Annotated in this window: 8 protein-coding genes and 3 pseudogenes; 8 read left to right on the forward strand and 3 right to left on the reverse strand. The window is 65.2% G+C overall.

The features are described from left to right. The first annotated feature begins 85 nt into the window (after positions 1-85). Complete coding sequence (locus IG78_RS49720) at positions 86-277, forward strand: hypothetical protein (RefSeq protein ID WP_157855991.1); 192 nt, start codon at positions 86-88, stop codon at positions 275-277. A gap of 464 nt (positions 278-741) precedes the next feature. Here IG78_RS49720 and IG78_RS0135825 read toward each other — a convergent pair whose 3' ends face one another. Then, positions 742-1,962: a hypothetical protein gene (locus IG78_RS0135825; protein WP_030572022.1), complete on the reverse strand. Its 1,221-nt coding sequence runs from the start codon at positions 1,960-1,962 to the stop codon at positions 742-744. 179 nt (positions 1,963-2,141) lie between these two features. On the opposite strand from IG78_RS0135825, the gene IG78_RS44530 reads away from it, so the two are divergent. The 4 genes and pseudogenes from IG78_RS44530 to IG78_RS0135855 form a co-directional block, all read left to right on the forward strand. Further along, the gene (locus IG78_RS44530) at positions 2,142-4,253 is read left to right on the forward strand and encodes an AbiJ-related protein (RefSeq protein WP_159398270.1); all 2,112 of its coding nucleotides are present in this window, start codon (positions 2,142-2,144) and stop codon (positions 4,251-4,253) included. 1,755 nt (positions 4,254-6,008) lie between these two features. Then, positions 6,009-6,995 (forward strand): GntR family transcriptional regulator, encoded by a 987-nt coding sequence (locus IG78_RS0135845; protein ID WP_159398269.1) that lies wholly within the window; start codon positions 6,009-6,011, stop codon positions 6,993-6,995. A gap of 107 nt (positions 6,996-7,102) precedes the next feature. Further along, positions 7,103-7,219: pseudogene (locus IG78_RS48635) on the forward strand (IS5/IS1182 family transposase); the annotation flags it as partial. 883 nt (positions 7,220-8,102) lie between these two features. After that, positions 8,103-9,272, forward strand: a pseudogene (locus tag IG78_RS0135855) (IS701 family transposase); the annotation flags it as partial. A gap of 172 nt (positions 9,273-9,444) precedes the next feature. Here IG78_RS0135855 and cutA read toward each other — a convergent pair. After that, a pseudogene (gene cutA, locus IG78_RS43195) lies at positions 9,445-9,771 on the reverse strand (divalent-cation tolerance protein CutA). Between the two features lie 1,022 nt (positions 9,772-10,793). Between cutA and IG78_RS51870 the strand changes: the two are divergent. The 3 genes from IG78_RS51870 to IG78_RS0135865 all read left to right on the forward strand — a co-directional run bounded on the left by IG78_RS51870 (position 10,794) and on the right by IG78_RS0135865 (position 12,972). Beyond that, positions 10,794-10,952 carry a hypothetical protein gene (locus IG78_RS51870; protein ID WP_249926153.1) on the forward strand — a complete coding sequence of 53 codons (159 nt, stop codon included), beginning with the start codon at positions 10,794-10,796 and terminating at the stop codon, positions 10,950-10,952. A 437-nt stretch (positions 10,953-11,389) separates the two neighbouring features. After that, a complete protein-coding gene (locus IG78_RS46795; protein WP_078965682.1) occupies positions 11,390-11,587 on the forward strand; it encodes a helix-turn-helix transcriptional regulator in 198 nt (65 codons plus the stop codon). After that, entirely contained in the window at positions 11,584-12,972 is a 1,389-nt protein-coding gene (locus IG78_RS0135865; RefSeq protein WP_030572032.1) for a tyrosine-type recombinase/integrase, read from the forward strand. The genes IG78_RS46795 and IG78_RS0135865 overlap by 4 nt, the downstream gene beginning before the upstream one ends. Before the next feature lie 162 nt (positions 12,973-13,134). On the opposite strand, the gene adh is transcribed toward IG78_RS0135865, so the two are convergent. Further along, a complete protein-coding gene (gene adh / locus IG78_RS0135870) occupies positions 13,135-14,658 on the reverse strand; it encodes an aldehyde dehydrogenase (RefSeq protein WP_030572035.1) in 1,524 nt (507 codons plus the stop codon). Positions 14,659-14,859: the final 201 nt, after the last annotated feature.

Genomic DNA, 14,859 nt, shown 5'->3' on the forward strand with positions numbered 1-14,859 from the left:
ATCGCCGCTACGAACGCAAGGCCGAGCACTTCCTCGCCTTCACCAGCATCGCCTGCACCCTCATCTGCTACCGCAGACTAGCCAAATGAGATGGCGTCTAAGGCGCGTTCCCGACGAAGTCGTCCGGAGCCTGTCTCCCTTCCTCTACCGACACATCCACATGAAGGGCCGCTACGCCTTCGAGATGCCTGAGCTCTCCGACAGCTCCATGCGGGCTGTGGAGGACCTGGATGACGAACCCGACGACGTGACGGGTGATAGCACCGACGCCAGCTGATCCGCGGTCACTTTCGCCACGCCTCACGCGGCATCCTGTCCCGGCACCGTGGGCGTCAGAGGAAACGCCGTCATCTTCCGTCCGTTCTCAGTCACGCTGGGACAGGTACCTTGACGGTGGTAGACAGAAAAGCCCGCTGACCTGCAGGGATAGGCTCTATCACACGGTTCTGCAATCTTCGGCGTGGCAGCCTTGGCTGCCCCACCGAATCTCTCACCCAGGGGGGCGTACGGGACGTTCTCCGGCCGCCCCTACAGGGAGAACAGCGCTTCGTGGTAGTTCTCGACAGTGTCGCGGCGGGGGAACGCCCACCATGCACCGCCTCATCGATGATAAAGGGGCCCAACAAGATCGTCTGGTGTTCGTCCGCCGGCCTTCATCGGCCGGCCTGGCGGGCGCTTTCACGGCGCGTGGCCGAGACCAACGTTGGCTGTCGGCGAGAGCTGGCTGCAGTGACAGAAGCCTCACAGCTGGTGCCTTCGTCGGCACGAGAAGTGTTCAGGTAGTCCTTCCGGGCCTGGGAGGCTTGCGGGTTGGCCGCAGAAGCGGCATGGCGGGATTGGTTGCCCCGGTATGTCCACCGGCACCCTTACGGCTTCGGTTTCCTGTGGGCGGGACTCGAGCACGATTGACCGGCTGCCGCGTTTCTGTTTCGGTTCTGCCCTTGCTTCCGAAGCTGGCCGGTCCTCGGTGCACTTGTCGTGTCGATCGCCCTGTCGTATGAGGGACGGGCGCTCCTTGTCGTGCAGGGCTGGCCCGTTCGCCTCGAGGTACTGCTGCCACTGCTGCGCGGGGAGCCAGCCGTGGTGCCCGCTCCGTTGGAATGGGACCCGCTCCCCGGCCGCTGCTTCCACGATGAATCGAGTGAGGGTGAGGCGGCCTTCTCCTGTGAAGGCGCTCGATTGGTGTGCGGGCACGAGGACTCGGTGCCAGCCCCCGCAGTAGCCGGTGTCGGTTGGGCTCTCTGGGTCGTAGGGCTTCTCGGGGCACCGGGTGAGCGCGCCGTTCTGGTTGCACTGGCCTTCTTCCAGGACGAAGTTGCCGTCCTGGACCGCGATGGGGTTCTTCTGCACACGGATGACGGAGGCCGGCAGGTTGGGTGTGCGGACGTAGGGAACGGTTCCGATGCCTGCGTGGTCGGGGTCGGCGAAGTCCCAGACCGATTGGATGCCGGCGCGGCGCCGGAAGCCCTCCCGCGCACGCATTCCACGCGCCGTTTGGGTGCTCAGTTGAGGTTCGTAGCCCAGGACGATGCCGTTGGCGCCGTTGATGCGTACGTCGAGGCGTGCGTGTCCATCGGGTGTCTGAGACTCGATGTCGGCCTGGAAGCCGTGATCTTCTGAATCCTTCGCGACGCGTTCCTTGCGGGCGAGGTGTTCGTCGGACTCGTGGCTGATGGGCTTATCTCCAGGCTTCCGGTAGTGGGAGGCAAGCCATATACCGTCACGCTGGACGAGGTACATGGGAACGCGCCGTCCGCGAAGGTCCCGGCAGTCGGGGCAGATGAGGCCGCGCTTGTCGACGGGGACACGCTTTCGCATGCGCAGGAGCCCGTTCAGGAGGTCCTGGCCCTGGGGGACACCGAGATCGGCACGATCCAAGTCGAGGTTGCAGCCTGCCGGTTCGTAGTAGACGGGGTTTCGGAAGAGGTCGTCGTCGCTATCGATCTGCAGTTCGTCGTCCATGGGTGCTCCCCGTAGCCGCCGCGAGCAGGGCTCACAACGTTACGGGCAGGTTCTGACAACCAGGGCTGGAACGGGTGGACATCCGTGCTGCCAGTGCGAGTCGGAGGCGGCGGTCGGGAACGCACTTCACGGAGGAAGCACACTGCGGCGCCTGCGGAAACAGTCATATCCTCATGCGTATGCCACCGCCTTCCAGAGACCTGGTCAGCCGCGTCACTCGTGTGAGGTTCCGTTCGCTCGCGACGAACCTGACCGTCCGTACGATCGCAGAGGCGTGGCAAAGCAACAACTTCGCACCCGTACCGGATGACGAACTGCGGTATGTGGATACCAGCGTTCGCCGCACCACTTTCGAGTCTCACGCGGCAGCCGTTGACTGGACCGACCGTGGCCACGTAACCAGAGCGCTACGCGTGTTCGAGGACATCATTCGGACCGGGCAGAGGGAGGCGTGGGGTGGGTCCTGGCTGGAGGATCTGTCAGAGGCGCTACAGCGCGACGGCCTGCAGATCAATGAGCGCGGCCGGATCACCGAGATATCAGGCTCCTGGGCGCCCACAGCCCTCAGCCGGAGTTCGTTCCGCGCGGACAATGGCAGAGGCACGCTCACCGAGGTGACCAGGCGTCGCATCGTCGACGTTCTCAACACGGCGGACTGGACCGGAGGGCTGGGCGACCTCCCATTCCTGGAACGACTTTATGACCTGGATGCCTTGCCGAGCCATGACTCGCGATTCGCGACGGCACGCGAGGACATCTCGAAGCACCGGTATGCCAACGAAGATTGGGACAACGACTGGATCTTCAGTGACGACCGGTTCGGTCTGCGCCGCGGCCAGGACGAGACACTGCTCCGATTCCTCAGCGAGACCCTGCACCCTGCGGTGCGCACGGACGAGGAGGAGGTTGCGAGACTCTTGGCCGCGCTCAACCGGGTCCTGGCGCCTGATGGATACCAACTGGAACCCATAGCAGTTATCAGCGGAAGCCCGGTCTATCGGGCCCGCCGCCGAGCAGACACCGTGACGTCCCAGCAGACGGTTGGAGACACTGCTGTTCCTGCAGACCCAGACCCGAAGCCCGGAACACGACACACCCCTGCGGGGTTGACTCAGGCCGCTTCGGTGGTGGCGACCGGGGACACATCGCGGGTGCGACAGCTGGCCCGAGGGGAGCGCAAGGACTACTCGTGCGAACGGCTGCCGTTCGCTGACGGCGGTCAAGCAGACGTCTTTCGCGCGATACACAAGCAGACGGGCGCCACAGTCGTACTCAAGAAGCTTCGTGACCGAAACCCTCCAGAACGCAAGCGCGCTCGCATGCGGCGCGAGATTACTCTGGGCCGCTGGCTCGACGGACACCCCCACGCCATGCCGATCTTGGATGCAGACGCGCACCACTCCTGGTTTGTCATGCCCTACGCCCCCTTGACCGCCGAGCAGGCGAGAGGTCAGCTGGCCGAGACGTCCGAACTGGCGCAATTGGTCGATGCTTTGTTTTCGGTATTGTCCGCAGCCCATCAGGCCGGGTGGATCCATCGCGATATCAAGCCTGCCAACGTGCTGAATTACGAGGGACGTTGGGTGCTGGCGGACTGGGGCATCGCCCGCCGCCCGCGCGGTCAGACAACTGACCCGCAACGCACCCGCGTCGGCGTCCGCTTCGGCTCGGACGGCTTCGCCGCACCGGAACTCTCGGTCGACGCACACAGCGCCACGGACGCCGCCGATGTGTACAGCATCGGACAGCTGATCGGCTGGGTCGTGACTGGGGAGATGCCAGCCATCAACGTGCCTCTCCTGCCCAAAGCCGGACCCTGGAGAAGCATCGTGCGGCACGCGACCCAGAGCGATCCCTGTCGCCGGCCTCGCACGGTTCAGGCGCTGCGCCAGCTCGTTCACCAGGAAACGCACCCTCCGGCACAGCCCGCTCTCGTGACGGCAACGACCCTGCAGCGTGATCTGGAAGCGGGCTCTGCTGCCGCTGCGCACGAACTGGTCTCCCTGGACGCGAGGCATTCCGACGACGCGGCACTCTACTGCGACCTGCTGGTCAAACTGCCGCTGCAGCATCTCCTGCCAGCCCTGTTGGCCAACACTCAGCACGCCACCGACGTCGTTCGGGCCATGGCCGCACTTCTGGGCACCCACAGGTCTCCCGAGCGGGGAGAAGTCGACGCCGCCATCATGTGGCTCATCGGCATCGCGCAACGAGCGGCAGCAACGGGTGCGCTCGCCCTTCTCGAAGAGTGCTGCAACGGAGCCTTCGACTGGGACCAGTGGGGACCGTAAAGAGAGATTGCGGCGTGGCTACGCACCTTGACCGGTGACAATGCCAGCTCGGTCGCATCTATGCTGCGCCAGCATCCAGACTGTGCCCGACATTTCAGTCATCTCATCGACGATGCGTTCGTCGACCACAGGATCCGGGCCGCGCTGACGGATGCAAGCAGCGCCGATCGGGCGCACGTAAACGACGAGTCCCGTACCGCCGCACCCGAACTGCCGTGAATCGCCGTGAAATCGGTCAGGAGCCGGGCGCGCGGGTCGGTCACGCAAGGACCTTCGCCGATCCACTGGGTTGAGACTTCGAATACCTCCCTCAACGGCGCGGGAGCCCTGTGCGTTGCGGTCCTCATAATGACTCGGCCTGGGGCACTCGATCAGTGGCCACCCTGAAAACGCTCACTGCCCCATGAAAAACCATGTGGCCAGGGCGGAGGCCAGGCCCACGGCTAGGGTGATTGCCTTGGTCGGGAAGTGGTCCGCCTTGACGTACAGGGTCCCTACCCGGAGTTCAAAGTACGGGTTCGGGTCAGGAGGCGTGGGCGTCTTCACGGGGACATGCCTTTCTGCGCACCAACGTCCCTCGCGCTGATGCGTGCACATACCCAAGCACAAGTCTCGGAGCAACGCCTAGCCCTGCTGGTCAGCAAGCTGGCGGCACAAGTGGCCTATGGCAGGTACTGATTTCGGTACGTGGTCACCCTGGCATGCTGACGGAAATGACAGATTCGCAGTATCGAGAACCTGTCACGACAGCTTGCGGCCCTGCGGATAACGGGCCTGGGGTCTGTGACGTGCTCTCACCTGGTGCGTGACCCCCAGGCCCGTTATCCGGCTCTCGCCCGGCCGCCCGGCCGGGTTGGTGGTACCACCCTGAGAAAAGTGCGCGACTCGGAAGACTTGTGCGTCTTTTGATGGTGGTACTACCCCCGCTGATAGTCGCGGCAGGTGCGACCGCATCTGCGATCGCAGACGGGCTCGGGCTGAGGCGGGCACACCGTGACGTCGCGGTGTGGTCAGCCGGCGCCGTTAGCGGGCTACCGCTGGCGGAGGTCGCGGTCCTGTCGTGGCGGCGCGCTGGTCTAGCGCGCTGTGCCCGCATGCTGGGGGATGCGTAAACGACTGACGCACCTGCCTTGAGTCAGTTGCGTCAGCGCCTCATGCATTAACCGAGTTAGGCAAGCGTTCGGCGGCCTGATGGCGCGCCAACCTAGCGTACTGACCAGTGCGCCAGGTTGGCGGTCGAGGTCGTGTTGACCTGCGGTTCATTGGGTTTCTGTTCAAGAGTTGCGTACGCAGGTGCGTACGCAACCTCGACGTTGCGGTTGCCCTCAGTGCAACCGAATCGCCTTCAGTGCAACTGGTAAAGCTCTCTCCGCTAGTCGACTAGCGGAGGGTCAGAACATGTTCCGACGGGGTCTCATGACTTGGCATGGCGGTGGTCGGCGGGCATGAATTCCCGGCAACTGGCGGAGCCCCTGGGTCAAGGTCCTGAAGCGGGACCGCCTGGTAGTCCCCCTGGGCGGCTGGGAGCGTCCCGACGGCCCGCCCGGGGGTGCACCTATCACCCTGCGATGCGCGTGCACCAACCCTCCACGAACTTGCCAATTCGGCCCGCGCATCGCATCCCTGGGCGGATCACCTGCAACGTGTGCGGTGCCAAGTTCCAAGAGAAGTAGAACCACGGCCTACGCGCGGCGGTACCGTGGTTCCGCTTCATGAAGGCAAGGGGAGAGGGCGATGGCCAAACCGGCAAGGTACGTGGCGGTGGCGGAGGCTCTCCGCAAGGACATCCAGGAGGGGGCCTACGCGGAGGGCCTGGACCTGGGGACGGCGGGCCTGGCGGCCAGGCATGCCACCAACGCGGCAACTGTGACCACGGCACTGGAGGTCTTGACCGGGGAGGGTGTGGTCGTTCGAGACGGAGACGCCTGGGAGGTAGCAGAGGGCCTGTTCCCGCCTCACACATCCGCCGGCCAAAATGCCGCAACACCTTTGGTGGTCACGGAATCCGCGAAGGGCTTGACGGCCGGAATGGCGACCAAGGCGGAGGCGCTGAAGGGGTCGGAGGTGGCCACCCGGGAGGCTCCCAAGGTCCTGGAGGGTCGCGTGGTCACGGAGCATGTCGACCCGAATGCGGAACGGGCCCTGAAGCGGGAGGACGTGGCCCGGGTGTACCAGGAGACCAAGATCCTAGGCCGGACGTGGCTGGACACGGAGACCCGGGCGACGAAGGCCAAGCGGGACATGTCCGCCAAGCTGATGGAACTCCGCGAGATGTTCACGTACAAGGGAGACCCCGACTACAACGGCAAGTCATCGGAGTACCAGGCCCTGGCCGCCCTCCTGTACCAGGACCTGGGCGCGGACAAAGCAGCCCAGCGCGCAATCCTCCACCACGTCGAGGATCGCAAGCGGGAGGTGATCCCACCGTCCAAGTGGGACAAGTTCGGCGTGGACCCGCTTTCCCGGGGACAGCGTGCCAGCCTGGAAAAGAAGACTGCCAAGGCCCTGACGGAGGTCTCCGACACCGCCAAGGCCACGGCCGGAGAGGCCCGCAAGGGCAAGGCCACCGGGGCACAGCTCGTGACCCTGGCCCGCCAGATCGAACACGGGGTTGCTGTGTTTTCCATGGCATCCCTCCGTGTCATGACCCCGGCCCAGCGAAAGGCGTTCCGAGACCAGATGAAGGCCACCCGGGACCAGGCGGACGCTGCGCTCCGGGAGCTGGACTCCCTGGACGACTAAGCCCAGACCCCACTAAAGTCCCTATTCCCTCACGAAACGGGGCCTTTTCGCGTTTCAGGGGAAAGGAAAGTGCCCTGGCGAGACGTGGAACATCCGGGCGTGGCGCTGACGCACGCGGCATGGCACTGCGGAAGACCTGGCAGATCTTCCGCAGATCTCGCATCGGCACCGACCGCATGACCGTCATCTCCAAAGCCGTCCTCACCCTGGAGAGGCAACGCTGAAAAGGCTCAAGGAAAGCCTGGGCAGCGTGCGTCAGAGTTGCGCGCGTAACGCCCGCAGCGCACACAATGCACAGGGGCTATTTGCCCTGATTTCCTCGCACAGATTACTGACCTGCAGGTTCTTGCACATGTTTCCGTTCCACATGTTTCGCGATGACCCACCATGTGGAGTGTGTCGCGATCCTTGAACCTGCCGAAAAAGCTGGCTGACCTGCTGTTTTGGCGAGTGTGCGTTGTGTGCGTTACGGGCGATATCTTGACGCATATCTGACGCACGTGGGGCTCTTCTGACGCACGTTCTGACGGCCCGTCAGTCGATCATTCATTCGCCTGGCAGGCCGTCAGGTACTTGTTCACTCGGTTGATGATTTGCCGGGTGCGGCCTGAGGATCTCTGCCTGTGCTGGCTTTGGGGCCGAGGATGGACCTCGGTTCGCGGGGGGCTTCATGGTGGCGAGGTACGGCTCAAGATCTGCGAGGCCGGGGTGCGGCGGCGTGGGCAGCTTCGGCGCCGAGGTCGCCTTGGTGAGCTGCTGAAGGTGGGCGTCTGCGAACGCGAGCCACTCCTCGATCTCGGCCCGTTCCTGCCCGGGTGGCAGGGATGCGGCGTGGTCGCGTACTGCTGTGACGAATTCGGTCAGGCGATTGGCTTCGTGCCACGCGTCTGCCTGCTTTTCGAGGCGCTCGACGCGATAGGCGTGGGCGTATGCGGCGTGGGCTTTGTGCAGGGCGTTTTCCCGGTTCTGTCGTGCCGCTTCCTGGGCTTGTTCGTCTGCGTGCCGACGTCGTTCCGCGGCTTCGCCTCGGAGGTCGACTTCCTGCGCGATTTCGGCGAGTTGGTCTTCCAGGAGGCGGCCGTCGAGGTCGGTCCATTCCCTGCCGCGGTGCGGGGTGCCGCCCCGGAGGATGAAACGCAGCCGGTTGGCGGGGGTGTAGTCGTAGCGGGGGATGCGCACCGGGAGGAGCCACGGCAGTCCGCTCTTGCCTATATGCGGGGGCTGGTCGCGCCGCTGGAGCGGAAGAACGGCTGGACGCTGGCGGAGGGGGCCGGGCACGCGGGGCCCGATCGCATCCGCCGGCTGCTGAACCGGATCGAGTGGGACGCTGACGAGGTCCTGGACGACGTACGGGATTACGTCGTCGAACATCTCGGAGACCCAGATGCCATCCTGATCGTCGACGACACCGGGTTCTTGAAGAAGGGCATCTGCTCGGCCGGGGTGCAAAGGCAGTACTCCGGTACCGCCGGACGCACCGAGAACAGCCAGATCGGCGTGTTCCTCGCCTACGCCACCAGCCGCGGACGCACCCTGATCGACCGGCGGTTGTATCTGCCCACCTCCTGGACGGATGACCGGGAACGCTGCCGCCGGGCGGGCATCGACGACAGCGTCGCCTTCGAGACGAAGGTGGCCATGGCCAAGACGATGGTCCGCCGGGCCATCGCCGACAAGGTCCCCTTCCGCTGGGTGACGACTGACGCCGCTTATGGCTTCAGCAAGGGCTGGCGGTTCGAGCTGGAGCAGGCCGACGTCTTCCACCTCATGGCCACCACCCGCCACGACACCGTCGTCACCCGCTGGTCCATCGACTACCCCGTCCATGAGCTGTTTCCCGGCCTGCCACGGCAGAAGTGGAAACGCCGTTCCTGCGGCGAGGGGGCTCACGGCCGGCGGATCTACGACTGGGCCCGCGTCGAGGTGCGGCCCTGGCACCGCGAGGACCGCCGGCACTGGGTTCTCGCCCGCCGCAGCGTCAGCCGGCCCGAGGAGATCTCCTACTACATCGCCTACAGCCCCACCGACACCACCCTGGATGAGCTCATCCACATCGCCGGAAGCAGATGGGCTGTCGAGGAATGCTTCCAGACCGCGAAGCAGGAGTGCGGCCTGGACGACTACCAGGTCCGCCGCTATCCCGGCTGGCACCGCCACATGACCCTGGCGATGGCCGCTCACGCCTGCCTGACCGTCCTGCGAGCGCGGGAGCTGCATGCAGAGAAAGCAGAAACGGATCCTCCCAGCTCATCCACCTCAGCCTCGCCGAGATCAGACGCCCGATCACCCGGCTCACTGACCGCCGCCCCACCCCGGCCGACCACATCCTGCACTGGTCGACATGGCGACGACGGCAGTATCAAGCTCGACTCAGTCACTACAAACGACGCGGACACAGCCCCTGAAAACTGCCCAACACTCAGAAAAAGCACCGTTGCAGTACTAGATCTTATTGCGGGTGCGTCTCGTCGACCACCCAGGACAAGTACGCCTCCGACCCTCCGGTTACGGGCAGCGTGACCCACTGGGGGACGTCGTACGGGTGCTTCTCATGCAGCTACGCCTCCAGCGCTGGGAGGCAGTCCGTCGACGTCATGTACGAGATTCGCCACTCCTGTGCCGACTCGACCTTCCCCTTCCATCAGTAGAAGGCGGTGATCGGCGCATCGATGTGGACGTCGGCCGCCAGTTTGCTCTCAACCGCGCCTCGGGCAAGAGCCCGAGCCTGATCTTCGTTGTCACTGGTCGTCTGCGCGATCACGATGTCGTGCTCCATGCGGCTACCTCTCCAGCTCGGGTTACTGCGACCCTACCCAGACGCGCGACAACCGCCGGGCGGTGGTAGTCCTCGGGAGGGCTGCGCGAACTCAGCTTCCGCTTCGATCATCTGTCGGGCCCCGCGATCTGCCTTACGACCTCCAGGTATCGGCGGTACGTGTATCTCAACGGGCTTGCGACGGAGCACTGCCGGTCGGATCGGCGTGTGCATTCGCCGACGACAGACAGGAAATAGCGCCGAAAGACTGGATAGTTGCAGCGGGGCCGTATCAACGCCCTGCAAGACACCCTGTAGCCGGTGCCGCTCGACTTCGCTCAGGCTTCCGCAAATGACCGGAACTCACGCCTCACGCGGTTCGGCCCCCTGATAGGGCTCCGACTTGGGAGGTCTGGCGGCCACCCCGGGGGGCGGTGTAGACGAGGGTGCAGGGCTTCTGTGCGTACGCCGACACCGACGCATCAGTATGCAGGCCGGTCGCCTCGACGGCAGAGACTGCTGTGGTCATGAGGCGCTGGGCTTCCGCGCCGCGGTCCTGGTGGGTCAGGGCGCGGTGAGGCCAGGTCGAGCCGGTGCACGGAGTCGATGCCCGCAGCGTGCTCGGCGCGGATTCGCCCACGGCAGACGAGAAAGAGCCCCAAGGGTCTGGAACCTCCTCCGAGACCATGTCAACGTACAACGTCCCGGAAAACACCTGGTAAGCCAAGGGATGCGGATCTCCGGACCGACCGACAGACAGGTCGGGCGCCTTGGCAGCCCATTACTCCCACCCTAATCGGTCTCACCGCCGAGGCCCGTCTCAAGGAGGAAAATCTGTCGAATCCCGCTCTCCGATCCACCCGCTTCACTGCCCCCATCCTCTTGACGCTCGGCGCTCTGAATGCGTGGAGCGCAACCGAAACGAGGAATACGGTGTCCTCTCCGCGGCGCTGTGTCTATGCGTCTGCGCGGCCGGACTGTTCGGCGAGGACCTGGTGCCGCGGGGCTACTGACGTGATCGAGCGGTCCTCGCGCACATCGCGGTGCACCCCGAAGTCGCAACTCGACACATCGCCCGCGCCCTTGGCTCCTCCAAGCGCGTGGTGGCCCGTAGCCTCAGCCGACTCACCGAAGACGGGCTTCAGATGCTGGTCACGGATGGAGCGACCCCTGCTCTCCAGTCCTATCGACTGGCTTCCTGAAGCAGACCACACGAGCGTCAGGAGCGCTTCCTTCGTGCTGGGCGATACATAGCAGACGATCCCCGGTTAGCGAAACCGGGGATTCTTCAGAGCATTGATGTTGTTCGCACCCGGCTGTGCTTGGCGGTGGAGCCGTGGCGGACGCAGTTGGTAGCGCCGCACGCATTCGCGAGGAGGTAATAGCGCGGATGTTGCCACCTGCTTGTACGTCAATGACCGCGCTTTCATGCCACGGCTATGGCTTCCCGCTACGCAAGTTCTCCCTCCGGACTGCTCGCCCGAGTGCCGTGAGGAAAGCACGCGGCGTCGATCCTCGATGCCTCGCTGCCTTCCCGTCCGCTCCATGAGGCGTGGCCGTGCGGAGCTGAGGAGCTGTGCTGCGTATATGGGCCTGGGTTTCCGGCATGAAGCCTTTACCAACACGAAGGTGATATTGCATGGCTCGCCCTCCCGCGCTGAAGCTCGCCGAGGTTCTGGCGGAGATCCGTATGAGTCCGTCAGCGTTCTACCGAATGCGCGCTCGCGGGCAAGGACCCCACATGATCAAGTTGCCCAATGGCGAACTCCGGTGCCGTCGTGCAGACCTGGATGCCTGGTGGGAAGCATGCGAGAGAGATTCTGACACTTGGCGATGAGCTACAACGTCCGCTTCTGGGACATACGCGAGCGCCCTGACCGGCGCAAGCCGTTTATGGTCCGGTGGACGGTCGATGGGCGCGAAAAATCTGAGTCATTCATGACCCTCGGGCTCGCCGACAGCAGGCGCTCAAAACTGATGACGGCAGCGCGCGCAGGCGAGCCTTTTGATGTGCAGACAGGTTTGCCGGCGTCTGAGCTACGAGCCATCAGGCAGCGGACGACGTGGTACGACCTTGCCCACGAATACCTCGACCAACGGTGGGACCGCACGCCGGGAAACACCCGCCGCACCCTGGCCGACGCTTTCGCCACCATCACCCCTGCCCTGGTGCACCCTGGCGTGATCTATCCGGAGCCACGGGTCCTGCGGCGCGCCTTGTACTCGTGGGCCTTCAACAAGAACGCATGGGCCCAAGAGCCGAACGAGGAGTGGCGGAAGGCCCTGGACTGGATAAAGCGCAACTCCCTGCCCGTCGGTGCACTCGCGGAAGCCGACGTGCTGCGACGGGCGCTGGACGCCCTGTGCCGCAAGCTGGACGGCAAGGCGGCTGCAGCTAAGACGGCGCGGCGCAAGCGGGCCGCGTTCAATGAAGTGCTCAACACCGCAGTGGAGAAAGGTTACTTCGGGGATAACCCCCTCAACGGACTCAGGTGGAACGCTCCGGCCGTCAACGATGAGGTGGACCCGGCTGCCGTTCCCAATCCGGCCCAGGTCGCCCGGCTGCTTGCGGCGGTGGCTCAGCAGCGCGGACGCGGTCCTCACCTTGAGGCGTTCTTCGGGTGCATGTACTACGCGGCCATGCGGCCCGCGGAGGTCATCCACCTCCGGCTCGAACAGTGTCACCTCCCCAAGACCGGATGGGGGATGCTCAATCTTTCGGGCGGTGTCGTCACCGCAGGGAGGGACTGGACGGACGACGGCGCGGTGCACGAGGTGCACTCGCTCAAGCGCCGTGCGGCCACCGCGACCCGACCTGTGCCGATCCCGCCGCAGTTCGTGCGCATCCTTCGTGCGCACATCGAACGGTTCGGCGTGGCGCCGGACGGGCGGCTGTTCCGGAACCAGGCCGGCAACTACGTGGACGCCGCCGCGTACGGCACGACGTGGGCGCGGGCGCGGAAGTACGTCCTGACGCGCACGGAACTCGCCTCCGGGCTCGCCAAGCGGCCCTACGATCTCCGGCACGCAGGGATCTCGTTCTGGCTGTACTCCGGTGTGGACCCGGCTGAATGTGCCCGCCGCGCGGGCCAGAGCATCGAGGTCCTCTTCCGCCACTACGCCAAGTTCCTGGACGGCGTCCGGGAGCAGGCCAACCGCCTCATCGAGCAGTCGATGAAGGAGTGGGATCGCGTCAGTCAGGGCGCGGCGCCTGGGCGGTGAGTCGGGGTTTTGGTCCGCCACTGGTCCGGAACAGCTGATCAGAAGCGGGATAGCGGTGGGAGAAACTGGGAGTTACCACGTAAACCGGGCCCTGCGCTGAGCGGGCCGACTGGAAGGCGCCTGACGGGCAAAAGACCAGGTCAGGCGCCTTCTTTCGTGCCTCTAGAAGAAGCCGAGCTTCTTCGCCGAGTACGACACCAGAAGGTTTTTGGTCTGCTGGTAGTGCTCCAGCATCATCTTGTGTGTCTCGCGGCCGATGCCGGACTGCTTGTAGCCGCCGAACGCCGCGTGCGCCGGATACGAGTGGTAGCAGTTCGTCCACACGCGGCCCGCCTGGATGGCACGACCCGCGCGGTAGGCATTGTTGATGTCACGCGTCCAGACCCCGGCGCCCAGGCCGTACAGGGTGTCGTTGGCTATCTTGATGGCGTCGTCGAAGTCGCTGAACGACGCCACGGACACGACCGGACCGAAGATCTCCTCCTGGAAGATCCGCATCCTGTTGTTGCCCTCGAAGATCGTGGGCTGCACGTACCAGCCGCCCGCCAGCTCACCGTCGTAGTCGATGCGCTGACCGCCCGTCAGGACCTTGGCGCCCTCCTGCTGGCCGATGTCCAGATACGAAAGGATCTTCTCTAGCTGATCGTTGGAGGCCTGGGCGCCGATCATCGTATCGGTGTCGAGCGGGTGCCCCGGCTTGATCGCCTCGGTCCGGGCGATCGCCGCCTCCAGGAACTCGCTGTAGTGACCCCGCTGGATCAGGGCCCGCGACGGACACGTGCAGACCTCGCCCTGGTTCAGGGCGAACATGGTGAAGCCCTCGAGCGCCTTGTCACGGAAGTCGTCGTCGGCGGCCCACACGTCGTCGAAGAAGATGTTCGGGCTCTTGCCGCCCAGCTCCAGCGTGACCGGCTTGATGTTCTCCGAGGCGTACTGCATGATCAGCCGCCCCGTCGTCGTCTCACCGGTGAACGCGACCTTCGCGACCCGCGGGCTTGACGCGAGCGGCTTGCCCGCCTCCACGCCGAAACCGTTCACGACGTTGACCACGCCGGGCGGCAACAGGTCGCCGATCAGGCTCAGCCAGACATGGATCGAGGCAGGCGTCTGCTCGGCGGGCTTCAGGACGACCGCGTTCCCGGCCGCGAGCGCGGGCGCCAGCTTCCACGTGGCCATCAGGATCGGGAAGTTCCACGGAATGATCTGCGCCACCACACCGAGCGGCTCGTGCAGGTGGTACGCGACGGTGTCGTCGTCGATCTGGCTGAGCGTCCCCTCCTGCGCGCGGATGACTCCCGCGAAGTAGCGGAAGTGGTCGATGGCCAGCGGGATGTCGGCGGCCAGCGTCTCCCGCACCGGCTTGCCGTTCTCCCAGCTCTCCGCCACGGCGAGCGTCTCGAGGTTGGCCTCCATCCGGTCGGCGATCTGCCGCAGGATGGCCGCCCGCTCGCCCACGGACGTACGGCCCCACGCGGGTGCCGCTGCGTGTGCCGCGTCCAGGGCACGCTCCACGTCCTCTGCCGTGCCACGGGCGACCTCGGTGAACGGCTGTCCGTTGACCGGGCTCGGGTTCTCGAAGTACTGCCCACGCGCCGGCGCCACATACTCGCCGCCGATGTAGTGGTCGTACCGGGCCTGATAGGAGACGACTGCGCCTTCCGTACCGGGCGCTGCGTAACGGGCCATCTTGACTGCCTCCCCGGACACGCTGCCCGCCGTTGGGCAGCTCTCCGCGGGAGGCTAGGTACACGGAGGTTGCATATACGTTGCGGTGCCGGGTGCCGGGTATGGGGTATTGGGAGCTGGGAGCTGCTGACCGGTCGGCCGGAGGCGGGTGGGCACGGGAGCGGCGGTCGGCCCTCGGGGGAGTGGGCCCGTAAGGCGTGG

This window comes from Streptomyces aureocirculatus (assembly GCF_000720475.1).
Lineage (GTDB): Bacteria > Actinomycetota > Actinomycetes > Streptomycetales > Streptomycetaceae > Streptomyces > Streptomyces aureocirculatus.

What these genes read in the sequence shown, in the direction of transcription:
- IG78_RS0135865 (WP_030572032.1), top strand. Translation starts at nt 11,584, where the DNA reads ATGAGCTACAACGTCCGCTTCTGGGACATACGCGAGCGCCCTGACCGG.
- IG78_RS49720 (WP_157855991.1), top strand. Translation starts at nt 86, where the DNA reads ATGAGATGGCGTCTAAGGCGCGTTCCCGACGAAGTCGTCCGGAGCCTG.
- IG78_RS46795 (WP_078965682.1), top strand. Translation starts at nt 11,390, where the DNA reads ATGGCTCGCCCTCCCGCGCTGAAGCTCGCCGAGGTTCTGGCGGAGATC.
- IG78_RS0135825 (WP_030572022.1), bottom strand. Translation starts at nt 1,962, where the DNA reads ATGGACGACGAACTGCAGATCGATAGCGACGACGACCTCTTCCGAAAC.
- adh (WP_030572035.1), bottom strand. Translation starts at nt 14,658, where the DNA reads ATGGCCCGTTACGCAGCGCCCGGTACGGAAGGCGCAGTCGTCTCCTAT.
- IG78_RS44530 (WP_159398270.1), top strand. Translation starts at nt 2,142, where the DNA reads ATGCCACCGCCTTCCAGAGACCTGGTCAGCCGCGTCACTCGTGTGAGG.